Raw genomic sequence first — 24,095 nt, 5'->3', positions numbered from 1 at the left:
GGACGATCGACTGCGCCAGAACGGTCGCGGTCGTGGTGCCGTCGCCGGCAATGTCGTTGGTCTTCGAAGCAACTTCGCGGACCATCTGTGCGCCCATGTTTTCGAACTTGTCTTCGAGCTCGATTTCCTTGGCGACGGTGACGCCGTCCTTGGTGATGCGCGGGGCGCCGAACGACTTGTCGATGACGACGTTGCGGCCCTTCGGACCCAGCGTGACCTTCACCGCGTCGGCGAGGATGTTGACACCGCGCAGCATGCGCTCGCGGGCATCACGGGAGAATTTTACGTCTTTGGCAGCCATTTTGTACTCCTGGGCATTTCGCCCGAAATTCAGATTGGATGGTACGGATGAAAGGCGGCGGCGTGTTAGCCGATGATGCCCATGATGTCGGCTTCCTTCATGATCAGAAGGTCTTCGCCATTGAGCTTGACTTCGGTGCCCGACCACTTGCCGAACAGGATGCGGTCGCCAGCCTTGACGTCCAGCGGGACCAGCTTGCCGGCTTCGTCGCGGGCGCCGGAACCAACGGCGATGATCTCGCCTTCCTGCGGCTTTTCCTTTGCCGTGTCCGGGATGATGATCCCGCCGGCGGTCTTGGATTCGGATTCGACCCGGCGGACGACCACGCGGTCATGAAGCGGGCGGAACTTCGACTTTGCCATTTTTTCTTCCTCGATGAGAACGGTGGGAAAAGCGTCCGGCAGCGCCGGACAACCTACAAAGCTCGGCTATGCCGGACCTACTGTTAGCACTCACCAAGGACGAGTGCTAACATGGTGACGGCATAAGGCCTAGGCTGAGGCTAGTCAAGACAAGAGGTGGGCGATCACGATATTCCGGGCGATGCAGGCCTGAAAGAGTTCGAGCGAATCGATGGTGTTCGGAAGCTCGGCCCGAAAGATAATATCCGCCCTTTCGGATCGCTAACCCCTTGGGCCTTCAGCGATGCGCAAGCGCCGTTTCGTTGCACCGGAGAGAGCGAGTGTGAGGCGCTGAGCATCTAGTAGCGACCGAGACGTGCCCAGCTTTTGCGTGGGGTGGCCATGCGGGATGTCTCCTGTAGCATTATCGCCCGCACCAGAGGCTTGCCCGTTTATTGGACTGTATTTCTATCCATAGGGTGGATGCATCTCATCGAAACAAACGATTTTCTCAATCTTCCGGAATCTCGCATTGACAGCACCTCACACGTCCTGATTGCCCGCTACCCTCATCGTGTGACAACTGCGAAAAAAGAGCCTGAAAGGAGAAGATCTTTCCATGAGCTCAGACGTGCGATGGAAGTTGCCGCGGGAAAATGAGCTGCAGTTGGATGCCAACGCCTCAGAGCAACCGGAACTCATCCGGTCTCCATAATCCGATTGGTGTTGGTGGGTTGCACAAGCCTGGTCAGGGACGATTTTTGCGACGTGACTGGCAGAGGTATGGCGCCGCACCCACGTCAAAAGGCATTGCTATGGAAAGGAACACAATGGCTGATCAACTCGCAACGGAAATCATTGCCACGATCAAGAACCGCGTCGAATCGGAGAGCGGCGAGAGTGCGTCCATCATCGGCGAAATAACGACTGCCACGGAACTGACCTCGCTCGGAGTCGATTCGCTGGGTCTGGCGGATCTCCTCTGGGATGTGGAGCAGGCCTACGACATCAAGATCGACATGAACGCGGCGGATGCCTGGTCGAATCTCAAGAATGTCGGCGACATGGTGGAAGCTGTCCGCGGTTTGCTCGCGAAGGGGGTCTGATTGGACAGGCGAGTCGTCATTACTGGGATGGGCGGGCTTTGCGGCTTAGGCAACAACGCCGCCTCTATCTGAAAAGAGATGCGCGAAGGTCGCTCCGCCATCCGCCCGATGGTCACTTCTGCGCTTCATGAGATGAAGGGCACTGTCGGTACCGAGATCAAGGAGCTGCCCAAGCACGACATCGGCCGCAACCAGCTCGTCTCCATGGACCGCCACAGCTTGCTCGCTGTGCTTGCAGCGCGCGAAGCCATGCAACACGCCGGACTTTCCTGCGATGAGGGAAATCCGTATCGCTTCGGCGCGACAGTGGGCGTCTGCGGCTGGGGAACGGTCGAAGAAACCTACCGCGACCTCCTTTTGGGCGGGGCGAAGCGTGCTGGCATTTACACTGCACCAAGGGGGTTGCCGAGCGCCGCTGCCAGCCAGGTCAGCATGAGTCTCGGCCTGCGCGGCCCGGTCTTTGCCATCGCCTCCGCATGCGCATCAGCCAACCATGCGATCGCTTCGGCCGCGGATCAGATCAGGCTCGGCCGGGCCGACGGGATGCTTGCCGGAGGCGCCGAAGCGCCGCTCGTATGCCTTCAAATGAAGGCATGGGAAGCAATGCGCGCGCTCGCTCCGGATACTTGCCGGCCCTTCTCCGCCGACAGGAAGGGAGTGGTGATAGGCGAGGGTGCGGGCATGGCCGTGCTGGAAAGCTATGAGCATGCCGCCGTACGCGGTGCCACAATGCTTGCCGAGATCGCAGGCATCGGCCTTTCCGGCGACGCCTTCCACATCGTCGCGCCGTCTATCGAGGGGCCGGAGGCCGCGATGCGCGCTTGCCTTGCCGACGACGGGCTGAATGCCGAGGACGTGGACTACCTCAACGCCCACGGCACCGGCACCAAGGCCAACGATCAGACCGAGACGGCGGCGATCAAGCGCGTCTTCGGAGACTATGCCTATTCGATGTCGGTCTCGTCCACCAAGTCCATGCACGCGCATTGCCTGGGCGCAGCGAGCGCACTTGAAATGATCGCCTCCGTGATGGCGATCCGGGAGGGCGTCGTGCCGCCGACCGCTAATTATCGCGAGCCAGACCCCGATTGCGATCTCGACGTCACGCCCAATGCGGCGCGCGAGCGCAAGGTGCGCGTGGCACTGAGCAACGCCTTCGCCATGGGCGGCATGAACGCAGTTCTGGCGTTCAGGCAGGTGTAGAAGCCATGCGAGATGCCTCCAGTAACTCTATCTCTCGGATCCAAAAGCTTGCCGGATTACGATTGTGAAGGACCTGCCCTTGGACCGCCTCGGTGAATGCGCCAAGTGGCAGCGGAAGCTGGACAAGCCGGGGCCCCATTTTTTGCAAAATTCTCAACTGTTGAAGCGACGTGGACGTACCGCTACCCGGAAGGTTAAGCGAAGCCCCTTCGAGTTCGGCTCGGGGGTTTGTCCAAAGCTCTACCCGATAATATCTGGAAGGCGCGTGGCCGCCAGTCACCGCTTCCGTGCGAAGCCGGTCCTTAGAAAAGGGAATCGATAAATGTTCGATCTGACCGGCCGCAACGCGCTCGTCACTGGAGCAAGCGGTGGAATCGGCGAGGCCATGCACGGGCGCTGCACGCGCAGGGCGCAACCGTCGGCCTGCACGGCACGCGTGTCGAAAAGCTCGAGATGTTGGCTGCCGAGCTTGGCGGGCGGACAAGACTGTTTCCGGCGAACCTCTCGAACCGCGACGAGGTCAAGGCGCGGGGCGCAAACGCGGAAGCCGAACTCGAAGGCGTCGACATACTGGTCAACAATGCCGGCATCACCAAGGACGGGCTTTTTATCCGCATGTCGGACGCGGACTGGGTCGCGGTACTCGAGGTCAACCTGACCGCCGTGGTCCGGCTCACCCGCGAACTGACCCATTCGATGAGGCGCCGCCGCAACGGCCGCATCATCAACATCACCTCCGTGTCCGGCGTAACCGGCAATCCCGGCCAGGCGAACTATTGCGCGTCAAAGGCTGGCATGATCGGCATGTCGAAATCGCTGGCGCAGGAGATCGCGACACGCGGCGTGACGGTGAACTGCGTGGCGCCGGGCTTCATCGAATCGGCCATGACCGACAAGCTGAACGACAAGCAGAAACAAGCGATCATGGCCGCCATTCCGGCCAGGCGCATAGGCACCGGCGTGGAAGTCGCCTCGGCTGTGGTCTACCTGGCCTCGAACGAGGCCGCCTACATCACCGGCCAGACCATTCATGTGAACGGCGGCATGGCAATGATTTAGCCTGAAAAGTTCAGTGCGCCCCGATGACGCGTATCAACAGTGGAGGAAGGTTCCCACCCAGATAGCTGTCGGTTGGTCTGGCAACTGACGAGCGGGTCGGTCGGGCAACTGGCCGGGTCGAAGCCTCGTGATAAAGGCTGCCTTTGGGGCCGCGGCTAGACAAGCTCTTTGAAACGCATGCTTTCCTATCCATAGCATGGATGCATTCATCGAAACAAAGGATTTTGCCCATTCTGCAGAACGTCGCATAGAAAGATTTCAAAGATGTAAGCCAAAGGTAAATATCGATGTTTGTATTGGCTCCGAGCTGTATTTTTCTGATGTACGCCTTCCGGCGTGCTCGGAACACAACGGAGTCGCATGTTCATTGCGGCTAGTTTCTACGGTGACCTGCGCAAGCTACATCGAGCCGGCTCGATGCGACAAGCGTCCCCCTGCTAGGCGCTTCCCCAACAAAACAGCAACAAAGATGAGGTCTTTCCATGTGCTCTGACGTGCGGTGGAGGTTGTGCTGGGAAAATGAGTTGCAACAGGCCGATCATGTCGAACTCTCCGAGTTTTTCCGAAAGACCTACGGACCGACTGGGGCCTTCAACGCAGAGCCATTCGAAGGCGGCCGTAGCTGGGCCGGTGCGAGACCGGAGCTCCGCGCAATCAGCTACGACGCGCACGGCGTAGCGGCTCATATCGGCATACTACGCCGATTTATCAAAGTTGACGAGGTCGAGCTCCTGGTGGCCGACCTGGGGTTGTACGGGGTGCGACCGGATCTTGAGGGACAAGGGATCAGTCATTCAATGCGCCTTGTATATCCAGTGTTGCAGCAGCTTGGGGTTCCATTCGCTTTCGGCACCGTTCGGCACGCGATGCGGAACCATATGGAGAGGTTCTGCAGAGACGGCCTGGCGGCGATTGTGTCGGGCGTTCGTGTGCGGTCCACTCTCGCAGATGTGTATCTCGACCTGCCGCCCACGCGCGTCGAGGACGTGCTCGTCGTGGTTGTGCCGATTGGACGCTCGATGAGCGAGTGGCCATCCGGCACCCTGATCGTTCGGAACGGTCCGGAGCTATGAAACATCTTGAAGGTGCCGGGTGATGGCGCTGAGGCACCAGAGCGGCGGATTTTCTGCTGAGCTACTCGGACTGAATACGCGTTCCCATTCACGTTAGCTGTGGATAATAAGGCTGAATTAACATGCAAAATCTGCGCATCTAAGTCGATCCGAGCACGAGGTTGCGCGCGCACGGACTTTGCGGACCTCAATCGCCGTCACCCTGAAATCGACGAGGCATCGGCTATCCCAAAATTGGGGCTTGACGTTACGTAAGGTCCCATGTTTTCCGATGTGCGGGAACGGCTTCCAGTCTCATCCTAAGGGCGACGAAAATGAGGGGCAGTAATGGTGGCTGGCGAACCTAATGACGTGCGCGTCAAGCGGTGCGGTGGGGGATGGGTCGTTCATACTGTCGAGGACGGCAAACTGACAGTTCTTCGGTTCAAGACACAGTCTCCCGCCGAAAATTTCGCCGATGGCCAACGAGCCAGGCTCGGCCTTGCTGCCAAGCCGCCGATCGACGAACGCTGATATGCAACCGGATCAGGCGTTAGATGGCTGGTGAGCCCATGGTGCCGGCGGGAAACACTTTGCCGAAGGCCCACCTCAGTGCTGCTTGCGACCGTTCGGCTAGCCATATTCGCGATGATGGTTGGCACCGCTGCCGATGCGGAAGACGATGGCCTGCTTGATCGACACGGCGGCAAAGATCATGAAAAGCCAGGTCGTCAAGGACCCAGCCGCGGCGCTTGAGAAAGCAGAAAGAATTTGCAAGCCGCCACCGCAAGTAACCTGAGACAAGGGTCAGACATGCAAACCGCTGTTCGCGGATCAGCAGCTGCGAGACATTGCGCCATCCCACGAGGGCCCACGGTGCCCAAGGCGCAGTGGGCATCGGCCTTTTTCAGCAACTTCGTCGAGTCTTAGACCAGACGCTCTTCAGTGCCGAGCACGTTGCAACGGGGCGAAGAGGCTCGCACATCTGTGGAGCGCGGCTCACGCCCCGGAGACCAGGGCAGGAATGACCAAAGGCTCATCCGCCTCGTCAAGAATCGCGAAACTGTAACGGCCGTCTGTGTCAATATCGACGGAGTAGCTCAGGCGGTCGAGTATGTGGTTATCCTGGTCGAACGTGACGATCCGCGGCTTCAGCGAAGTGATATGCGCTTCGTCCAGGTAGATGGAGCTGCAGACGATAATCGGGTCGTCGGGCTGACAGGTGCGAGCCGCCGCTCCGTTGAGGATGCAGCACCGTGAACCGCGCTCGCCGAGGATGACATAGGTCGAAATCCGCGCACCGGAATTCTTGTTCCATATCTCCACGAATTCCATCGGCAGGATCCCGGCTGCCTCGCAGTGGTCGGGGTCGAGCGTTATCGAACCATGGTAGTTGAGGTTCGCTTCGGTGACGTGAATGCCGTGCAGCTTGCCGGCCACTATTTTTCGCATTGGTTCTGTTGTCCTCATCATCATACAAGGTGAATCTTGGCAGCTGGTTCGCTCGGCTAAATTCCGACGACGAGGGCACCGCCGCTGAGGCCCGCGCCCGCCGCCGCCAGAAGAATTTTCTCGCCCGGCCGAAACGGCTGCATCCGATGGGCCAGCGACAGCGAGAGCGGGATCGTTGCGGCGGAAGAATTGCCATAGTCGGCGATCGTCTTGACGATCGCGTGATCGGCTATGCCTAGGTTCCTCCCGACCGCGTCGAAAATGCGGGCATTGGCCTGGTGCGGCACAAACCGATCGATGTCCTGTGGTCGCACTCCGGCAACGGCAAGCGCGCTTGTAGAGCAATCGGTCATCATCTCAACAGCTTTGGCGAACACTTCGCGTCCGTCGGTCATCGTCATCCGAGTTTGCCCGAGATCCAGATCGTCATGGAATGGGATGCTGCTTCCGCCGGCCGGGATCTGGATCAGCCCGTAGCGCGAGCCGTCCGAATCCACCGAAGCGCCGAGAATACCTAGATCAGGGTCCTCGCACGCACCAATCACCAGGGCGCCGGCGGCATCGGCGAAAAGGACTGAGCTCGCGCGCTCGGCTGGATTGATGCGGCGGCTGAGGATGTTGGCGGCGATGACCAGCGCTGGTTTGCCGTGCAGGCGGGTGAACCCGTCGGCGAACATCAGCGCATAGATGAAGCCGGCGCAGGCGCCGGTTAGATCGACCGCGCCTGCGCGGCCAAGGCCGAGCTTGTGCGCGACCAAGGGTGCACTGGGCGGCAGAAGGTGGTCGGGCGTCGAGGTGGCGAGCAACAAAAGACCGATGTCGCCACGGTCGACGCCGGCGCTCGCCAGCGCCATGTCGCCGGCTTGCGCGGCAAGGCCCGACAGCGTGTCTTCGTCGGTTGCCCAGAAGCGCGAGCGAATGCCGGTGCGCCGCTCGATCCAGCCGGGTTCAAGCCCGAGACGGTCTTCAATTTCCGGGTTCTCGACCTTGCGCGACGGCGCATGATGACCAAACCCGAGGACGCGCGACGATCGGCTCATGGCTTTGTGCCGAAGCGTTCGCCGGCCTCCTCGATGGCGTCATGGAGCCCGTCCAATTCCTCGCCGGTGATGCAATAGGGCGGCAGAAGATAGAGGACATTGCCGAGCGGGCGCACTAGCAGGCCGCGCTCGAGGAAGAAGGCGCGGAGCTTCGGCCCGATCTCGGCCAGATAGCCGGCTGAGCCGGTGCGCAGATCGAGTGCCGCGATCGTGCCGGTGGCTCGGCAGGCGGTGAAATATGGATTGTCCCGGAACCGTTGCAGCCCGGCGGCCTGCTTCGCGCTCAAGGTCGCGATCCGTTCGGCCACCGGCTCGTCGCGCCAGATCTCGACATTGGCAAGTGCTGCCGCGCAGGCAATCGGATTGGCGGTGTAGGAACTCGAGTGGAAGAACGTCTTCGTGCGGTCCTCGGAATAATGGGCCTGGAAGATGGCATCGGTGGCAAGCGTGGCGGCCAGCGGGATGGCACCGCCGGTCAAGCCCTTCGAGGTGCACAGGATATCAGGAGATATGGACGCCTGCTCGCAGGCGAACATGGTCCCGGTGCGCCCCCAGCCGGTCATCACCTCGTCGGCGATCAGCAGAGTGCCGGAGGTTTCTGCGATCTTCTTCAATTCGGTGAGAACCGAGGCCGGATACATCAGCATGCCGCCGGCGCCAAGCAAGAGCGGCTCGACGATCAGCGCGGCCGCGCGCCGGTCACGGCTGACGGCCTCGAAACGATCCAGCGTTTCCTGCTCGCGCCCGGAGGCCGGGAAGGGGATTGTGTCGACCTCGAACAGCAAGGGCTCGTAGGCGGCGTTGAACACGCCTCGGGCGCCGACGCTCATCGTGCCGATGGTGTCGCCATGATAGCTGTGCTCCATGACGACGATGCGCGAGCGCGGCGCGCCGATGTTGCGGAAATAGCCGAGCGCCATCTTCAGCGCGACTTCGACTGAGGTCGAGCCGCTGTCGGAATAAAACACCCAGTCGAGACCGGTGGGAGCGAGCCCGACAAGCGCCCTGGCCAAGCGTTCGGCTGGCTCGTGGGTGAAGCCCGCGAAGATGATCTGGTCGAGGCTCGACGCGGTCGTCTCGATGGCCCTGATGATGCGGGGATGGCGGTGGCCATGCGTGACGACCCACCAGGACGAAATGGCGTCCAGGATACGTGTGTCGTCAGCCTTGTAGAGATAGGCGCCTTCCGTCCTGACGATTTCAGGGATAGCCGGCTCGAGCGCGTGCTGGGTGAACGGATGCCAGACTTGAGACTGAGACATCACTCGCCTCCTGCGATCGCTGCGAGGTCGAAGCCGGCAACCATCGCTTCCCTCAGCGTCTCACTCGTCAGCGGATCGAGCAGCGGCAGCCTGCCAAGCTGGCGTATGCCGCTGAATTCCACGATTGTCCTTTGCGTATCGGCCACTTCATCGCCGATGAAGGCGATGCCGACGAGCGGGATCGAGCGAGCCCGCAGGGCCTCGATCGACAACAAGGTGTGATTGATGGTGCCGAGCTTGGTACGGGCGCACAGGATGACCGGCACCCGCCACTGAGCGAATATGTCGATGAACTTGGTCCGCCGGTTGAGCGGCACCATCAGTCCCCCGGCACCTTCGATGACGATCGGACCCGGCAAGTCCGGAAGCGAGAGCCTTGCCACGTCTATCGCGACGCCATCGAGTTCGGCCGAACGATGCGGCGACAGCGGCTCCTTCAGGCGATACACTTCCGGCAGCACGCGCCCCGGCGGAAGGCCGGCAAGCCGCGCAACAACCTCGCTGTCGGTCTCGCCGTCGAGGCCCGACTGCACCGGCTTCCAGTAGAAGCCGTTGAGGAAGCCGGCCAATCCCGCCGAAAACACCGTCTTGCCGATTCCGGTATCTGTTCCGGTGATGACGATGCGCTTGGTCATGTCGAGGCCAGCACCTCGACGAGCGCCTCGACCATGGCGGAAATGTCGGCTTCGTCGACGTTGAGCGTCAGCGAAATGCGCAGTCGCGATGTGCCCTCGGGTACGGTCGGCGGACGAATGCCGCGTATGTCGAAGCCGCGCGTCTGCAGCGCCGCCGCCACCGCCATGGTGCGCCTGTTGTCGCCGATGACAAAGGGCTGGATCTGCGAGCCGCTGGGTACCACGCCGCAGCGCTCGGCCAATTGGCGGCCCGCGAGGGCGACACGCTCATGCAATTGAACGCGGCGCATCGGTTCGTCGGACAGCATGGCGAGCGCTTCGCGCACTGCCACCGCCATCAGCGGCGACGGCGCGGTGGCGTAGATGAATGGCCGGCACCGGTTGACGAGATAGTCGCACAGCGTTTGCGGACCGGTGACGAGTGCGCCGGACGCGCCGAGCGCCTTGCCGCATGTGTGAAGTGCGACAATGTTGTCGCGGCCCTCGAAAGCGGCGGCCAGCCCGCGGCCGTCCGGTCCCCAGATGCCGGTGGCATGCGCCTCGTCGACGACGAGGAATGCCTCGTGCCGATCGGCAAGCGCGATAAGGCGCGCCATCGGGGCGCGGTCGCCATCCATGCTGTAGAGGCTTTCGACCGCGATCCAGATGCGGCCCATGCCGCCTTCGGCGCGCCAGCGGGTGATCGCATCCTCGACAGCATCGATGTCGTTATGCGCGGCGAGCTTGAACTCGGCGCGGCCAGCGCGGGCCCCCTCATGCATGCTGGCATGAGCAAGCTCGTCGAGGATCAAGAGGTCGCCCTTTTGCGGCAGCGTCGTCAGCAGAGCGAAGTTGGCGATATAGCCGCTGCCGAAGAACAGCGCGCGTTCGGCGCCGAAGAACGCCGCGGCGTCTGCCTCCAGGGCCTCGTGCTCCGGTGAGTTGCCCCTTAACAACCGCGATCCGGTCGCGCCGACCGGCGTCCCCCGCGCAATCGCCGCCGCCACCGCCTCGCCAAGTCTTTTGGAGGCGGCAAGTCCGAGATAGTCGTTCGACGAGAAGTCGAGCCCGGCGCGCGGCACAAGTGTGCGCAGCCGGTCCTTGCGCGCCAGTCCCTGCAAGGTCGCGTCATAGCGGGCAAGTTGTGCCCCGTTCATTGCGCCCCGAGTTCCATCGGCTCGATGCCGAGACGGCGGAACAGAAGGCTATCCTTGTCCTCGCCCGGATTGTTCGCCGTCAGCAGCGTGTCGCCGACGAAGATCGAGTTGGCGCCGGCAAAGAAGCACAGTGCCTGCATCTCGTCGGTCATGGCGGTGCGGCCGGCCGAAAGCCGGACATGCGATTTCGGCATCATGATGCGCGCCAGCGCGATCACGCGCACGAATTCGATCGGCTCGATGGGTTTAGCTTCGGCCAGCGGGGTGCCGTCGATCGGGATCAGCATGTTGATCGGAACGCTTTCGGGATGCTCCGGCAGATTGGCCAGCGTCACCAGCATGTCGATTCGGTCGATTGGCTCCTCGCCCATGCCGACGATGCCGCCGCAGCAGACCTTGATGCCGCTGTCGCGGACATTGGCCAACGTATCCAGCCGGTCGGCAAACGTGCGGGTCGAAATGATCTCGCTGTAGTAGCGCTCCGACGTGTCAATGTTGTGGTTATAGTAGTCGAGGCCCGCCTGTTTCAGACGAGCGGCCTGCTCAAGATCGAGCATGCCGAGCGTCATGCAGGTCTCCATGCCGAGTGCCTTGACACCCTCGACCATCGCCACCACCGCGTCCATGTCGCGCGCCTTCGGGTTTCGCCAGGCCGCGCCCATGCAATAGCGGGTGGCGCCGGCATCGCGTGCCTTGGTCGCCTCGGCGATGACGCGCCTGACCTCCATCAGCTTCGACGCCTTCAAACCGCTTTCGTGATGCGCAGACTGGCTGCAATAACCGCAATCCTCGGGGCATCCGCCGGTCTTGATGCTGAGCAGCCGGCTGAGCTGGACCTTGTTGGGATCGAAATTCTGGCGATGCACGGTCTGCGCTTGAAACAGCAGGTCGTTGAAGGGCGCGTCGTGGAGCGCCTGGGCTTCCGCTCGCGTCCAGGGGGGAAGCGCCCAACCGATTGGATCCGAGGTCAGGTCTGGGCTGAGTTCGTTCATAAGGTCTTGTTCTCCATAATCTTCCGTCCTTGGCCTGGAGCGTTGCAGTGGATGCTGAAGACAAGGCGCATGCCAGCGGGAAGTCTTCTATCGAAACGCGTGAGCGGACTCTCCAACTGCTGCCCGCAGGCTCAACTCACGTCATCCGTGGGGATTACGGTTTCCGTTATTTTACTCTGAGCACAGGAATGCTCCTTTCTGATCGCGTCGCAGGATTCGGTGAAGGCGACGTCCAGCAGATAACCCAGAAGTTCCAGCCCGTGAGAGGCCGCCAACTGGCGCATCTCGTCGAGTCGGCAGATGATGACGCCAAGGGCTGCGACGCGGCTTTCTGTGCCTTGCTGGTCCGTCCCTCCCGCCTCCGTTGTTGAAGCGTGTCGCTTGGCGCCGAGAAGGCTTGCGTCGGCTGTTGGTGGAACCGGGGACGTGCTGACGCAGGTTAGCCTGCCACCAAAGGAGTTCCTGCGATCCCGGTTCATGTCCTCTCCATCAGTTCAGATGCCTGTTGCAATTTCGGTCGGCCGGCATGTCGAGACCGATGTCGAGAATGGGCGCGCTGTGGGTAAGCCAGCCGACCGATATGAGGTCGACGCCGGTCGCCGCAATTGCCGTGGCGCTCTCCCGCGTTACCCGGCCCGAAGCCTCGGTGATCGCGCGGCCACCGACCATAGCCACAGCCTGCGCAAGGTCCTCGACCGACATGTTGTCGAGGAGCACGGCGTCGACGCCCGCTGTAAGCGCGATCTCCAACTGGTCCAGCCTGTCGACCTCGACCTCGATCTTGACCATGTGACCTATGGCGCTACGCGCCCGCTCGATTGCGGTGCGGATATCGCCGGCAATGGCGATATGGTTGTCCTTGATCAGTACGGCGTCATCGAGCGCGAAGCGGTGATTGGCGCCGCCGCCCGCTCGCACCGCATATTTTTCCAGGACACGCAGGCCGGGCGTTGTCTTTCGCGTGCACACGATCTTTGCGTTATAGCCGCGCACCGCGTTTACGAGCGTAGCCGTTGCCGTCGCGATGCCGCTGAGCTTGCACAAGAAATTGAGCGCCGTGCGCTCTGCGGTCAGCAAGCTGCGGGCCGGCCCGCTTACGATCGCAATCGTCTCTCCGGCCGAAACCTTACCTCCTTCAGGACACCGCAGCTGCATGCTGATCCCGGGATCGACCAGCAGGAAGGCAAACATGACCAAATCGAGCCCGGCAACAACGCCGGCCTGCCGGGCATTCAACGCCAGCGTCGCTTTGCAATCGGCGGGGATTATCGCATCGCTCGTGATGTCGCCGGCTCTGCCCAAATCTTCCAGCAGGGCGTAGCGCACGATGGGCTCCATGATGATCTGTGGAAGCGGTGCAAGTGAAGTCATGTCAACGGCTCCGTTCGGATGCTTGCCATCTGAGCGTGACGGCATTCTCAAAAGCTGTGCAGAGCGTCAGTCGTGAGGGGAGGGCGGCGGCATCGCGCCCGGGGAAATCGGATCGATAGTGGGAGCCGCGGCTCTCCTCGCGCCGAAGGGCGGCGATCACCATCAACAGTGCCACCAGGGCCGGATCGGCCGCGGCCGTCTCGCCGACAGAGATCGGCAGCAGTGTCGCGACCGTGTCGCGCAATGTTTTCCCATTCCGAACAATGCCAAGCGCATTGGACACAATCGGGCGAATAGGTGAAGGGTCGGGCCGGATGGGAACAGTTGCCGGAAGCCTAGGCCACTGCCAACCCGCAGAGGTAGCCGCGACGCTTTCAGCCACCCAGGCGGCGGTTGCAACCGCTTCGGTCAGCGAGTTGCTGGCAAGCCGGTTGGCGCCATGCAGTCCTGTGCATGCGACTTCGCCACAGGCCCACAGGCCGCTAACGGAAGTTCGCCCCTCGGCGTCAACGGCCACGCCGCCCATGTGATAGTGAGCAGCGGGACGCACGGGAATGGGTTCCACCGCCGGATCGATGCCGGCATGCTTGCAAATAGCGTCGATTGCCGGAAAGCGCCTTGCGAATTTCTGCCCGAGACAATGTCGGGCATCGAGATAGACGCCATGCCCGGCGGCGAGCTGATCCGAGATCGCCCGCGCAACCACATCGCGCGATGCGAGTTCTGCCCCGGGCGTGTCTGCCAGGAAGCGATGGCCGTGCTCATCGATCAGCACCGCGCCTTCGCCACGCACTGCTTCGCTGACAAGCGGCATTGGCCGGCGCGCAATGTCGAGGGCCGTCGGGTGGAATTGCACGAATTCGAGATCGGCTAGTTCCGCGCCAGCACAGGCTGCAAGCGCCAGGCCGTGCCCGAATGAGGAGAGCGGGTTGGTTGTATCGCAAAACAGGCCGCCTATACCACCGGTGGCCAGCACCACGCGGCGTGTGGGCAATGCGAACACGGCGCCATGCAGGACAGTCAGCAAGCCCACAATGCTGCCTTCCGCGACAACCAAGCGAAGCGCTGTCATGCCTTCCATGATCGTGATCGAACGGGTTCGCCGCGCCACGCCGAGCAGCGCCCGAAACAACTCGCGGCCAGTTGCGTCGCCGGCGGCGTGCACGATGCGGCGACGCGAATGCGCCGCTTCCAGGCCCAGCCGTAGCCTCCCGTCTAGCGACCGGTCGAAAGGAGCACCAAGACGAATGAGGTTCTCGACGGCTTGAGGTACGGCCTCTACCACCCGCCTGGCCATTTGTTCGTCGCAAAGCCCATCGCCGGCAGCAAGCGTATCGGCGAGGTGCAAGTCGGGGCTGTCGTCCTCCCCCAGACTCGCTGCGAGCCCGCCTTGGGCTAGGATGCTCGAGGCTTCGGTTCCGAGCGAGGTCCTTGACAGAAGGACGACTGGTTGCGGCGCCAGGTGTAGCGCCGTCATGAGCCCGGCGATACCAGCGCCGATGATGACCGGCGCTCCGCCAATGTGATGGATGTCCGCCGTCATACAAAGAGCATGCGTTCCACAGCCCAGCGGGCCCGTTCAGCGACATGAGGATCGATCGTGACGACGTGGCGGTTCTCCTCGAGCGCGGTCCGGATGTTACGAAGTGTGATGCGCTTCATATGCGGGCACAGATTGCATGGGCGCACGAAATCTACTTCCGGATGCTCGACCGCGACGTTGTCGCTCATGGAACATTCCGTCATCAGCACCACACGCGCCGGCCTATGCCGCGCGACATAGTCGGACATCGCCGCCGTCGAGCCGGCGAAGTCGGCTTCCGCCACCACTTCAGGCGGACATTCGGGATGGGCAAGTACACTGATGCCGGGATGGGCCTCACGCAGCTCGCGGATGTCGGCCGCCGTGAAGCGTTCATGCACCTCGCAGCGCCCTTTCCAGGCGATGATCTCGACTTTGGTTTGCGCCGCGATGTTCTTTGCCAGATATTCGTCGGGCAGCATGATCACGCGCGGCACCCGGAGCGACTTCACCACTGCGAGCGCGTTGCCCGAGGTGCAGCAGATGTCTGACTCGGCTTTCACCGCGGCGGAGGTGTTGACGTAAGTGACGACCGGAACGGACGGATAGCGCTGCCGCATCAGGCGTACGTCTTCGGCGGTGATCGACTCGGCCAGCGAACAGCCGGCGCCGAGATCCGGGATGAGCACGGTCTTGTCCGGATTGAGGAGCTTGGCGGTCTCGGCCATAAAATGCACGCCCGCGAGCACGATGATTTCGGCATCGACTGTCATCGCCTTGCGGGCCAGCGCCAGGCTGTCGCCGACGATGTCAGCCACGCAGTGAAAAATCTCCGGCGTCTGGTAGTTATGCGCCAGGATGACCGCATTGCGCTGTCGCTTCAGATTCAGGATTGCGTCGATATCCTCGACGAAGAACGGCCACTCGATCGGTGGGATAACGCGCCGAACGCGGTCGTACAGTGTGGCGCTCGAAGGCAGGACGGCACTCATCGAGCCTCCAGTTATAGTCCACTTGATTATAAGATGTATATAATCGTTGTGACTATAAGGGGTGTCAAGCCCGTGCGAGCGGTAATTTTGTGCCGGCCACAGGCCTCTCGTCGAGAATAGTATGGTGGAAGCGGTAGAGCTGCGCCGGCCGGCCGCCGGTCTCGGCGGTCGTCGCCCCGGTCTTCTCAACCAGTTCCTGCTGCTCTATGAGCCGGCGAAAGTTCGGCTTGTTAATGAGCCTGCCGGAGAGCGCCTCCACAGTTCGCTGTAGCTGCAAAAGCGTGAAGAGCGGCGGCATCAGTTCGAACACAACAGGCCGGTATTTGATTTTGGAGCGCAGTCGCGCAATAGCCGTTGCCAGAATGCGGCGGTGATCGGCGATCATCGATCTGCCCGGCACCGAAGCGAGGATGGCCGAATCTCCGCCGCGTTTAGCTTCCTCCACCAGGGCGGCTTCGTAGAGCAGCTCGTAGCGCTGCAGCGCGAGCTCTTCGTTCCATGCCCGGTCGTCCAAGGCAAAGGCGACCGCCGCTCGCCGCCGGCGATCGAAGCGCGTCGCGCCGTCGTCCGCGTCCTCCGCCCATTGGATAAGGCGCGGCCACAATTCTTCCAGCATCGGGGGCCTGCCGGAGCGATGATCCTCCCAGGGGAAATAGTCGTACCAGCTGGCCCAACTGCGCCTGCCCGAGGCGCCCGTATCTTCTTCGCGGGTGAGTGCGAGATAGCTGATCGAGATCACGCGCTGGTTGGCGCCGACCCGATCGCGATCGGCAAAGGTGTAGAGCTGCTCGATATAACCGAGAGGCTGACCGGTCTGCAGTTCCACCCATGCCCTGAGGCCCGATTGGAGCGAACGATGAGCGAGCTCAAACGGGCCCGAGGGAAGGGCGCCGCCCTCTTCGATGGTCAGAACACAAGGTCCAGCGTCGTTCACGGCAACGACGACTGCGATGAGGTCCGCGTTGACGTCGTTGGTCTTGCCTATGGCTCTGCCTTTCCTTGGTCCCTTTGCCTGATCCATAGTTCCTGACCTACTTGGCAGAGCTCCGCCTGTCTAAACCGATTTAGTTCTGTTCTTTATCATACCACTCGTCGCGTCAACACCACGCGCTCTGGCGATTTTACCTCTTCGCACCTCGACAAAAATATGCCAAACGCGACACTGGCCGTGGGTGACGCTGGGTGAGGAGAGACGTGGATTGAGCGCCGCAGGTGTCGTCAAGGCGATCACGCCGCCGAACATCCGTGCGCGAAAGGGCAGCACGCCGCTGGTCTGCCTGACGGCCTACACCACGCCGGTCGCAAGGTTGGTTGACGGCCACTGCGACATCGTTCTTGTCGGCGACAGCGTCGGCATGGTTCTCCACGGCCTTCCCTCCACGCTCAGTGTCACGCTCGATATGATGATCATGCACGCCAAGGCGGTTCGGCGGGGAATGGAGCGGGCGCTCCTGGTCGTCGACATGCCGTTCGGCTCGTACGAGGAAAGCCTAGAGCAGGCCTTCCGCAATTCCGCGCGCCTTATGGCGGAGACCGGATGCGCTGCGGTCAAGCTCGAGGGCGGCGCGACGATCGCCGAGACGATCCGCTTCCTCACAGCGCGCGGAATCCCGGTCATGGCGCATGTCGGCCTGACGCCGCAGGCGGTCAACGTGTTTGGCGGATATCGCGTGCAGGGCAGGGGCGAGGATGCCGACCGCATTTGGCGCGATGCTCTTGCGGTCAGCGAGGCTGGCGCCTTTTCCGTCGTGCTGGAAAAAGTGCCCGAACCGCTCGCCCGCCGCATCACCGAGGAAATCCCAATCCCGACGATCGGCATCGGCGCCTCGGCGGCCTGCGACGGGCAGATCCTGGTCGTCGACGACATGCTTGGCCTGTTCGGCGACTTCCGCCCGAAATTCGTCAAGCGCTATGTCGAACTGGGAGAGGCCGCTTCGGCAGCGATCGAGGCCTACGCGTGCGACGTGAAGGAGCGCCGGTTTCCGGCGGCCGAACATGTCTTCGGCGATGAACTGAAAGCCATCAACGGAGGAGAAGCGACATGAGTACACCGATCGTCCGGACCGCCACCGAGTCGCGCAAATCCGTGGCGGCATGGCGCAGGCAGGGCATGAAGGTCGCGGTCGTGTCAACCAGGGCGCCCTTGCATGAAGGCCATCTCAGCTTGGTGCGCGCCGCACATCAGCGCGCCGACCGGGTGATCCTTACCCTCGTCGCAATTGAACGACGCAGACGATCTTGCCGCCCACCTACGCACGGAGCATGAGGACGCCGCCAGCTGCTTTACGCGCCGGATGCAAGAGAGATGTATCTGGAGTGGTTGCCACCGCGATCTCGGTGAGAGGGGTGAGCGGGCGGCCTGTGCGGCGCAGCCCAAGCAATTTCGACGGCGTGGGGGAGATTGGTGACGAAGCTCTTTCTCCAGACCGGCGCCGTCCGCCTTCTTCGGCGAGAAGGATTTTCAGCAGTTGCAAGTGCCCCGGCTTGCCCGCGGCCTCGACATACCGATCGGGATCATCGCCTTTCAGACAAGGCGCGAAGCCGATGGCTTGGTGATGTCGTCGCGCAACTGTCAGGCTGTCGGCCGCACAGCACAGCGCATGGCGGCGCCAAAGCGAAATTCTCTTGGAGCGGCCGAGAGGTTCGCACCGCCATGCGAAGCTGTATTCGCCGAGGCGACGCGATCCTTGCCGCCGGCTACAGAGACGTTGAATATCTCGAATTACGGGCCGGCGCCGAGAGGAGGGTTGCACCGCCTCACCGACGGAGGTCCGAGCCGAACCAACGCACGCTTGATTTGTCCCAACTATTCGCCTCGCTCGCTATGTCGCGGCCCGACATACTGAAGGTCGACATCCGGTTCAGAGATTCTTGATCTCGATACCGTATTTCCTCAGCGCGTAGCCAATCTGGCGCGGCGTCAGTCTAAGCAGGCGCGCTGCCTTTGCCTGAACCCAGCCGGATCTTTCCATGGCCGCGATGAGACGCTCGCGATCGGTCATCTGCGCGTCGCTTACGAGGGCTACCCGAACAGGCGCTGGCAGTGCCTGCTCGCTGTCAACGGGCGGGGCCGCAAAGGCGGCCGAAGCAAAATCACCAGACGAATGCATCGCCGGGTTCAATGGCGATGGTGCGATCGGCTCCGATTTCGGCGCAGTCTCCTTCGATGCGTGCTTCCATAGCATCGCGGAAAGGCATCGGCCGTGGCAGCAGTCAAAGTCGTTTCTGCCGATTGACGCTCCCGCTGCCAGGGTCGCTGTCCTCTGCACGCAATTTTCAAGCTCGCGGACATTTCCGGGAAAAGCACAGTTCATCAGCACTTCAGTCGCACTCGCATCGAAGACCATCGTACGGCCGTTCTCGCTGTTGAAATTCTTGAGAAACTCAGCGGCAAGAAGCGGAATATCACCGCGCCTTTCGCGCAATGGCGGCACCAGCAAGGGAACAACGCTAATGCGGTAATAAAGGTCGGCGCGAAACTCGTTCCTTGCAACCGCGTCTTCCAGGTTCCTGTTCGTGGCGGCAATCACGCGAACGTCGACCTTAATCGTCTGGTTGCTGCCGACGCGCTCGAACTCCTGCTCCTGCAGCACGCGCAGCAGCTTTGCCTGGAACGAGGCCGAAATCTCACCGATCTCGTCCAGAAACAACGTTCCCTTGTCGGCGAGCTCAAAGCGCCCCTTGCGCGAGTTGAATGCACTGGTGAAGGCACCCTTTTCGTGACCGAACAGTTCGGATTCCAGGACTGTCTCAGGGAGCGCTGCGCAATTGAGCTTGATGAACGGCCGCTTGGCGCGCCCCGACAGCTCGTGAACGGCCTTGGCGACCAGCTCCTTGCCGGTCCCGGATTCCCCGCGCAGCAAAACGGTGCTGTTGGACCTGGCTACTAACGCGACCTTCTCGAGCAGCCCGCGCAGCGCCGGGCTGTCGCCAATGATCCCCTTGACATGAGCCCTTTTGCCCTCATGCCCAGGCTGCTTGAGTTCGCCGAATTGCTTTTGCATCCGGATTTTCTCGGCCATCAGTCGCTCGCGGTCGGACGCGAACAGGCGATGCAGCTTCACTGTCTGTCCAACCAGATTAGCGATTGTGGTAAGGAGGCGCAGGTCGTAATCGAGGAGGGAGCCTGATTTGTTGTCCAGGATGCGGTCGATGGACAGCGTGCCCACGACGTTCGCATCGACGCGAATGGGTACGCCGATGAACGACACTTTCATGTTGTCCGACGCCCCGAGCACGTCCTTGTCGGCGGCGTTGAAAGCCGGATCCAACGCTATGTCCTCGGCGACGAGCGCCATGCCCGTCGTTATGATCTGGTCGATCGCCGCCCGTGGCAGATGCTTGCGGTAGCGCTCATCGCTGCCTTCGCTCCAGCCGGCGCCGACGGTCATGTCCAGTATGCCGGCACCGTCGCAGAGCGAGATGATGCCGTGCCGCACCTGCACCAACGATGGCAGGAGGTCGACGACGTTGGCCAACGTGGCTTCCAGCCCAGAGGGAGCGGTGAGCGCTGTCGACGTTTCAAAGATGTCCGGCGCCCTCTCGTGCAACGGCACAATAGGGAGCACGTTATTCATCTCGGACTTTGAATTAGGGCTTTTCATTTTTGGAAGCGATATGCAGCGTGACGAGATCTGCCTGGCACTTTGCTCGGAGTTGCGAGTATCGTGCATGTGATCATCCATCTTGCGCCATGAAATCGATGCCCGAGGCAAGTGCGCCTATTGTCCAGCGCGTGGATGTCCTTGGCGAATCGCATTCGTCGGCGTCTTCGCTCCGCAGGCCGCTGCACAATCGACGAGTTTGCTCGCCTCGCCCTTGCACGCGGGGATTCATTGAAACACGAAAAGGCGTTGATGAAGATAGTCGTGACGATTGATCCGTCAGCAAGACGGACGTCTGCAGCCGGCTTTTCGCGAGCAATGAAATTGCCATCGAGATGATAGCTAATGTTGATGCCAGTCAGGCCCGGGCCGCGAGCAAGTGCGGCCCTGGCAAGATGGGACGGCGTCATGCGGTCGATCGCAAAGCGGAGCGATGCTTGACGCATAGCTTTCCTCTCTCTTCATGAAGTGCGGGTCGTCGTTCTCGGCTGACTGGCTTCCGCCGCGCAGCAATCATTCGTTGTTAAACGAGACCGGAATGAGGCAGGTGAGTCAATCAAACTCCCGCTGCTTTTCTTTCATGAATGAAAGGAAATTAGGCTCTCATGATAGTATTTTATCAGTTTTTCAGATGTTTTCCGGCAGATAGATCTCAAACGGAAGAAAAGTCTGCCCAAGCGTCTCCGAAGTGCCGACCTTGATGGCCTGGGCCATCAGCGTCATCAGTTCCTGGCAAAGCAGGCGCTGGGGCGTGGCGACCGACATCGTGATCATGCCATCTGCGAGTGCAGCCCGTGACTCCGGCGTGATCTCGTTAACGATCGCGACGAGACCCCGGCTTTCGCCTTCTTCACGGAGCGCGGAGATCGCTCCCTCCATACCTCCGCCGGCCACATAGAAGCCGGTGAGTTCGGGTTCCCGTTGCATGAGATCCAGCGTGGCCTCGTAGGTGATCTGCCGTGCCTCAAGGTTCACGAGCGGATCGAGCAGCTCGAATGTCGGTGCATTCTCACGGAAATAGGAGCGAAAGCCGACCTCCCGCAGCTCCTGCCCCTGAAAACGGTGGCTGCCGACAAAAACCGCCACCTTGCCCGGCCGTCTTGCGACCTTTGAAAGCATCCACGCTGTCGTCCGCCCGACCTTGCGGTTGTCCAGGCCGATATAACCCTCACGAACACCTTCGGCGAAATCGGAAAGCAGCGAGAAAACGGGGATGCCTTTTGCCTTGAGTTCTTGGACGGCTGCCGTGATAGCCGGATGGTCCGGCGCCACCATGGCGATCGCGTGACAGCGCGCGCCGAATTCCTTGAGCAGTGGAACAAGGTCGCACGGCATGTGCGACGGCGCGAATTCGATGAGCGAAGTGCCATGGAAGCACTTCGCCGCGTTGACCGCCGCTTCGACCTCACGCGCGAAGCCCTGGTAGAAGTGGTGAGTCGGTTTTCTCAAGATGAAGCCAAGCCGATATTGCGGCAGGTCCGGCTGCAGGCGCTGCTTGATAAGACTTGCGGCGTGATATCCGATGGCCTGTGCCGCCGCTAAGACCCGCTGCGCAGTCTCCTTCCGCACCGGATGACGGGCATTCAGAACTCGGTCAACGGTGGCAACACTAACCCCGGCTTCCCGGGCGATATCAGCAATTATGGGTCGCTTCGCCATTGTTCGAGTCTGATTAAACGACATCAAGAAGAAATCTGGCAAAGGTCCATTCAGTAAAATCTGTCATGATCCTGTTCGCTACCGAATTCTTGTCGTGGCATGGTGCGAGGTAGAAGCCGAAACGTAGAGCGTGGGCGAATTGTTCAGCCGTGCCGACGGCTCCGATCGAGCTCCGCGGGCGGTTCCACGAACCGTCGCAAACTTCGGAGGCATTAAGCGCATCATCGATGGCTTGTGTGTCGTGACCGGTGCAAGACCTTCGCAAGGCGCAGATGATTTTGCACCCACTGCATTTCGGGATTCTTGATTTCATCGGCCCGCGAGAGTTTGTTTGGAACCTGCGGCCCGATCGTCCGGCGTTTGGGACCAGCCAGGCGATTGAACTGGCAGCGATGCTGCCGAGTTGCTCGGCGCGGGCGTTGTCAGTGGCTGGCCGGTTGATGTCTCGGCAGGCTGGTGGCCGGAGAATGCAGCTTTCAATTGTGCCTGATCCAGTTCGCCTTCCCAGCGGGCAACGACGAGCGATGCCACCGCGTTACCGACCAAATTCGTCAGAGCCCTGCATTCCGACATGAAGCGGTCGACGCCAAGGATCAGCGCCATTCCAGCAACGGGAACTGCCGGCACTACGGAGAGCGTAGCGGCCAACGTGACGAAGCCGGCACCTGTGACACCTGCTGCACCCTTCGAGGAAAGCATCGCGACGAGCAGCAGCAGGACCTGATCGCTAACTGACAAATCCGTATTCGTCGCCTGCGCGATGAAAAGGGCCGCGAGGGTCATGTAGATATTGGTGCCATCCAGATTGAAGGAATATCCGGTCGGAATAACCAGGCCCACGACCGAGCGCTTGGCGCCGGCCTTTTCCATTTTCTCCATGAGAGAGGGCAGCGCAGCCTCGGAGGAGGACGTTCCGAGGACCAGCAGCAGCTCTTCCTTTATGTAGCCGATAAGAGAAAAGATCGAGAAGCCGTTGTAGCGACAGACTGCACCGAGAACCCCGAATACGAAGAGGAAGGCCGTGAGATAGAAGGTCCCGACCAGCATCGCAAGGTTGGCTACCGAACCGATGCCATATTTGCCAATCGTGAAGGCCATTGCTCCGAAAGCACCGATCGGCGCGGCTTTCATCAGGATGCCGACCAATTTGAAAACGGGTGCAGTGAGGTCCTGAAGGAAGGAAAGAACCGATTTGCCCGATTCTCCGACCATCGCCAGCGCGATGCCGAAGAGGACGGAGAAGAACAACACCTGTAGAATGTCGCCTTCCACAAAGGCGCCGACAATCGTGGTCGGGATCATGTTCATCAGGAAGCCGGTCACGGACTGCTCATGGGCCTTTGAGGCATAGCCATTGACGGCTTGCACGTCGAGCGAGGTCAGATCGATGTTGAGGCCGGCGCCAGGCTGAACGATATTGCCGACGATGAGGCCGACGATAAGCGCGAGCGTCGAGAAGGTGATGAAATAGAGCATCGCCTTGCCGGCAACACGGCCGACCTTCTGAAGATCGCTCATGCCGGCAATGCCAGTCGACACGGTCAGAAAGATAACGGGCGCGATGATCATCTTGACGAGCTTGATGAAGGCATCGCCGAGCGGCTTCAGGTTTTCTCCGATTTGCGGATAAAAATGGCCAACCGCAACTCCGAGGAGGATTGCGACAAGCACCTGCACGTAAGGCTTGCCAAAAAGGGTCTTGCGGGGTGCGCGCTTTACGCTTGGAGCCAGTGGGGTCAACATGTAAGTTTTCTCTCCCTGACCGGTTTGGGGCGGGCTGTTCCTCCCCGCGGCTTCTCCCATCGCGGCGCCCCGGTCGAACGCCGCTGCGTTGTTGACCGCAAGAGCCGTGCCAAGCCAAGAGAACGCGGAGCCTCAGGTATCTTCAACAGATCGCGCAGCAAGATTGTGCGGTTTTCCGCACGGATCGCCTTCCCTTCTGGCGGAACCCCGCACTATGGTTCGTCAATGATCGGTTTTAAGAATGCGATGGCAGAAGAAGAAGACATTGGTAATGGCGCCTTCCAGCGCGCGCCATTGGTCTTCCCTGGTAAATCCGGCGGTCGATCTCTCTGGCTTGTGGTTGTGCTTGCAATTCTTGGTGCGGCGCTCTGTTTCGTCGTCTTTGCAACGGGACGCATCGCCGGCACCAGAGCAGAGTATGCCCTACGCGACCGTGCTCTTGCCGCGTTCCCGCTTGCGGCCGACAGTTTGAAAGGAGAGATCGAGAAGCAGCGAATGATTCCGCTGGTTCTGGCACGCGACGGTGCCGTTCAGGAGATGCTTCGCAGTCCGAGCACTGCCAACGAAGCCGCGCTTGATGAGAAGCTTCGCGCCATCGCGCGCGACGCCGGCTCTTCTATACTCT

General features: G+C 61.2%; 21 protein-coding genes and 4 pseudogenes. 9 read left to right on the top strand and 16 right to left on the bottom strand.

Annotation, left to right across the window (positions count from 1 at the left end; translation table 11 throughout):
- Both CN311_RS27080 and groES read right to left on the bottom strand, forming a co-directional pair.
- Positions 1 to 301: TCP-1/cpn60 chaperonin family protein (locus CN311_RS27080; RefSeq protein WP_280954049.1), on the bottom strand; the 301-nt coding region annotated here is incomplete at its 3' end.
- Positions 302 to 366: 65 nt separating this feature from the next.
- Positions 367 to 663 (bottom strand): co-chaperone GroES, encoded by a 297-nt coding sequence (gene groES, locus CN311_RS27075; RefSeq protein WP_006333965.1) that lies wholly within the window; start codon positions 661 to 663, stop codon positions 367 to 369.
- An 809-nt stretch (positions 664 to 1,472) separates the two neighbouring features.
- Between groES and CN311_RS27070 the strand changes: the two genes are divergently transcribed.
- A complete protein-coding gene (locus CN311_RS27070) occupies positions 1,473 to 1,748 on the top strand; it encodes an acyl carrier protein (RefSeq protein WP_097576709.1) in 276 nt (91 codons plus the stop codon).
- Positions 1,749 to 2,951: pseudogene (locus CN311_RS27065) on the top strand (beta-ketoacyl-[acyl-carrier-protein] synthase family protein).
- Here CN311_RS27065 and CN311_RS33905 read toward each other — a convergent pair.
- Positions 2,938 to 3,081, bottom strand: a pseudogene (locus CN311_RS33905) (LysR family transcriptional regulator); the annotation flags it as partial. The pseudogenes CN311_RS27065 and CN311_RS33905 overlap by 14 nt on opposite strands.
- Positions 3,082 to 3,273: 192 nt before the next feature.
- On the opposite strand from CN311_RS33905, the pseudogene fabG reads away from it, so the two are divergent.
- Positions 3,274 to 4,010, top strand: a pseudogene (fabG, locus tag CN311_RS27060) (3-oxoacyl-[acyl-carrier-protein] reductase).
- A 482-nt stretch (positions 4,011 to 4,492) separates the two neighbouring features.
- Complete coding sequence (locus tag CN311_RS27055; protein ID WP_097576708.1) at positions 4,493 to 5,083, top strand: NodA family N-acyltransferase; 591 nt, start codon at positions 4,493 to 4,495, stop codon at positions 5,081 to 5,083.
- Between the two features lie 978 nt (positions 5,084 to 6,061).
- Here CN311_RS27055 and panD read toward each other — a convergent pair.
- The 6 genes from panD to bioB are packed head-to-tail and all read right to left on the bottom strand — an operon-like array spanning position 6,062 to position 11,579.
- Positions 6,062 to 6,514 (bottom strand): aspartate 1-decarboxylase, encoded by a 453-nt coding sequence (gene panD / locus CN311_RS27045; RefSeq protein ID WP_097576706.1) that lies wholly within the window; start codon positions 6,512 to 6,514, stop codon positions 6,062 to 6,064.
- Between the two features lie 56 nt (positions 6,515 to 6,570).
- A complete protein-coding gene (locus CN311_RS27040) occupies positions 6,571 to 7,554 on the bottom strand; it encodes a beta-ketoacyl-ACP synthase III (protein WP_097576705.1) in 984 nt (327 codons plus the stop codon).
- Entirely contained in the window at positions 7,551 to 8,816 is a 1,266-nt protein-coding gene (locus CN311_RS27035) for an adenosylmethionine--8-amino-7-oxononanoate transaminase (RefSeq protein ID WP_097576704.1), read from the bottom strand. The genes CN311_RS27040 and CN311_RS27035 overlap by 4 nt, the downstream gene beginning before the upstream one ends.
- Complete coding sequence (bioD, locus tag CN311_RS27030) at positions 8,816 to 9,451, bottom strand: dethiobiotin synthase (RefSeq protein ID WP_027033152.1); 636 nt, start codon at positions 9,449 to 9,451, stop codon at positions 8,816 to 8,818. Before bioD ends, CN311_RS27035 begins: the two co-directional genes overlap by 1 nt.
- Positions 9,448 to 10,587 (bottom strand): 8-amino-7-oxononanoate synthase, encoded by a 1,140-nt coding sequence (locus CN311_RS27025; protein ID WP_097576703.1) that lies wholly within the window; start codon positions 10,585 to 10,587, stop codon positions 9,448 to 9,450. The genes bioD and CN311_RS27025 overlap by 4 nt, the downstream gene beginning before the upstream one ends.
- A complete protein-coding gene (gene bioB / locus CN311_RS27020) occupies positions 10,584 to 11,579 on the bottom strand; it encodes a biotin synthase BioB (protein ID WP_097576702.1) in 996 nt (331 codons plus the stop codon). The genes CN311_RS27025 and bioB overlap by 4 nt, the downstream gene beginning before the upstream one ends.
- Positions 11,580 to 11,626: 47 nt before the next feature.
- Between bioB and CN311_RS33080 the strand changes: the two genes are divergently transcribed.
- Positions 11,627 to 11,950, top strand: coding sequence for a hypothetical protein (locus CN311_RS33080; RefSeq protein ID WP_208866582.1), 324 nt, complete (start codon positions 11,627 to 11,629; stop codon positions 11,948 to 11,950).
- A 118-nt stretch (positions 11,951 to 12,068) separates the two neighbouring features.
- On the opposite strand, the gene nadC is transcribed toward CN311_RS33080, so the two are convergent.
- From nadC to CN311_RS26995, 4 genes are all read right to left on the bottom strand, one after another.
- Entirely contained in the window at positions 12,069 to 12,950 is an 882-nt protein-coding gene (nadC, locus tag CN311_RS27010) for a carboxylating nicotinate-nucleotide diphosphorylase (protein WP_097576700.1), read from the bottom strand.
- A 1-nt stretch (position 12,951) separates the two neighbouring features.
- Positions 12,952 to 14,493, bottom strand: coding sequence for an L-aspartate oxidase (locus CN311_RS27005; protein WP_097576699.1), 1,542 nt, complete (start codon positions 14,491 to 14,493; stop codon positions 12,952 to 12,954).
- Positions 14,490 to 15,464: a quinolinate synthase NadA gene (nadA, locus tag CN311_RS27000; RefSeq protein WP_097576698.1), complete on the bottom strand. Its 975-nt coding sequence runs from the start codon at positions 15,462 to 15,464 to the stop codon at positions 14,490 to 14,492. Before nadA ends, CN311_RS27005 begins: the two co-directional genes overlap by 4 nt.
- A gap of 64 nt (positions 15,465 to 15,528) precedes the next feature.
- Complete coding sequence (locus tag CN311_RS26995) at positions 15,529 to 16,485, bottom strand: NUDIX hydrolase (RefSeq protein ID WP_097576697.1); 957 nt, start codon at positions 16,483 to 16,485, stop codon at positions 15,529 to 15,531.
- A gap of 178 nt (positions 16,486 to 16,663) precedes the next feature.
- Between CN311_RS26995 and panB the strand changes: the two genes are divergently transcribed.
- The 3 genes from panB to CN311_RS33895 all read left to right on the top strand — a co-directional run bounded on the left by panB (position 16,664) and on the right by CN311_RS33895 (position 18,310).
- A complete protein-coding gene (gene panB / locus CN311_RS26990) occupies positions 16,664 to 17,509 on the top strand; it encodes a 3-methyl-2-oxobutanoate hydroxymethyltransferase (protein WP_097576696.1) in 846 nt (281 codons plus the stop codon).
- Positions 17,506 to 17,730 carry a pantoate--beta-alanine ligase gene (locus tag CN311_RS33900; RefSeq protein WP_097576695.1) on the top strand — a complete coding sequence of 75 codons (225 nt, stop codon included), beginning with the start codon at positions 17,506 to 17,508 and terminating at the stop codon, positions 17,728 to 17,730. The genes panB and CN311_RS33900 overlap by 4 nt, the downstream gene beginning before the upstream one ends.
- A 208-nt stretch (positions 17,731 to 17,938) precedes the next feature.
- Complete coding sequence (locus CN311_RS33895) at positions 17,939 to 18,310, top strand: pantoate--beta-alanine ligase (protein WP_208866581.1); 372 nt, start codon at positions 17,939 to 17,941, stop codon at positions 18,308 to 18,310.
- A 15-nt stretch (positions 18,311 to 18,325) separates the two neighbouring features.
- Here CN311_RS33895 and nifA read toward each other — a convergent pair whose 3' ends face one another.
- From nifA to CN311_RS26960, 3 genes are all read right to left on the bottom strand, one after another.
- Positions 18,326 to 20,041, bottom strand: coding sequence for a nif-specific transcriptional activator NifA (gene nifA, locus CN311_RS26975; RefSeq protein WP_208866583.1), 1,716 nt, complete (start codon positions 20,039 to 20,041; stop codon positions 18,326 to 18,328).
- A 654-nt stretch (positions 20,042 to 20,695) separates the two neighbouring features.
- The gene (locus CN311_RS26970; RefSeq protein ID WP_097576692.1) at positions 20,696 to 21,727 is read right to left on the bottom strand and encodes a LacI family DNA-binding transcriptional regulator; all 1,032 of its coding nucleotides are present in this window, start codon (positions 21,725 to 21,727) and stop codon (positions 20,696 to 20,698) included.
- A gap of 309 nt (positions 21,728 to 22,036) precedes the next feature.
- Positions 22,037 to 23,470, bottom strand: a complete 1,434-nt coding sequence (locus CN311_RS26960; protein WP_097576690.1) for a dicarboxylate/amino acid:cation symporter — start codon at positions 23,468 to 23,470, stop codon at positions 22,037 to 22,039.
- 225 nt (positions 23,471 to 23,695) lie between these two features.
- Between CN311_RS26960 and CN311_RS26955 the strand changes: the two are divergent.
- Positions 23,696 to 24,095 (top strand): annotated as a pseudogene (locus CN311_RS26955) (sensor histidine kinase); the annotation flags it as partial.

This window comes from Mesorhizobium sanjuanii (assembly GCF_002529485.1).
GTDB lineage: Bacteria > Pseudomonadota > Alphaproteobacteria > Rhizobiales > Rhizobiaceae > Mesorhizobium > Mesorhizobium sanjuanii.
This window is presented reverse-complemented; position numbering and strand designations above follow the sequence as displayed.

Bases quoted from the DNA above. Each gene is read 5' to 3' on its own strand.
- groES (WP_006333965.1), bottom strand. From the start codon at position 663: ATGGCAAAGTCGAAGTTCCGCCCGCTTCATGACCGCGTGGTCGTCCGC.
- CN311_RS27070 (WP_097576709.1), top strand. From the start codon at position 1,473: ATGGCTGATCAACTCGCAACGGAAATCATTGCCACGATCAAGAACCGC.
- CN311_RS27055 (WP_097576708.1), top strand. From the start codon at position 4,493: ATGTGCTCTGACGTGCGGTGGAGGTTGTGCTGGGAAAATGAGTTGCAA.
- panD (WP_097576706.1), bottom strand. From the start codon at position 6,514: ATGCGAAAAATAGTGGCCGGCAAGCTGCACGGCATTCACGTCACCGAA.
- CN311_RS27040 (WP_097576705.1), bottom strand. From the start codon at position 7,554: ATGAGCCGATCGTCGCGCGTCCTCGGGTTTGGTCATCATGCGCCGTCG.
- CN311_RS27035 (WP_097576704.1), bottom strand. From the start codon at position 8,816: ATGTCTCAGTCTCAAGTCTGGCATCCGTTCACCCAGCACGCGCTCGAG.
- bioD (WP_027033152.1), bottom strand. From the start codon at position 9,451: ATGACCAAGCGCATCGTCATCACCGGAACAGATACCGGAATCGGCAAG.
- CN311_RS27025 (WP_097576703.1), bottom strand. From the start codon at position 10,587: ATGAACGGGGCACAACTTGCCCGCTATGACGCGACCTTGCAGGGACTG.
- bioB (WP_097576702.1), bottom strand. From the start codon at position 11,579: ATGAACGAACTCAGCCCAGACCTGACCTCGGATCCAATCGGTTGGGCG.
- nadC (WP_097576700.1), bottom strand. From the start codon at position 12,950: ATGACTTCACTTGCACCGCTTCCACAGATCATCATGGAGCCCATCGTG.
- CN311_RS27005 (WP_097576699.1), bottom strand. From the start codon at position 14,493: ATGACGGCGGACATCCATCACATTGGCGGAGCGCCGGTCATCATCGGC.
- nadA (WP_097576698.1), bottom strand. From the start codon at position 15,464: ATGAGTGCCGTCCTGCCTTCGAGCGCCACACTGTACGACCGCGTTCGG.
- CN311_RS26995 (WP_097576697.1), bottom strand. From the start codon at position 16,485: ATGGATCAGGCAAAGGGACCAAGGAAAGGCAGAGCCATAGGCAAGACC.
- CN311_RS33900 (WP_097576695.1), top strand. From the start codon at position 17,506: ATGAGTACACCGATCGTCCGGACCGCCACCGAGTCGCGCAAATCCGTG.
- nifA (WP_208866583.1), bottom strand. From the start codon at position 20,041: ATGAATAACGTGCTCCCTATTGTGCCGTTGCACGAGAGGGCGCCGGAC.
- CN311_RS26970 (WP_097576692.1), bottom strand. From the start codon at position 21,727: ATGGCGAAGCGACCCATAATTGCTGATATCGCCCGGGAAGCCGGGGTT.
- CN311_RS26960 (WP_097576690.1), bottom strand. From the start codon at position 23,470: ATGTTGACCCCACTGGCTCCAAGCGTAAAGCGCGCACCCCGCAAGACC.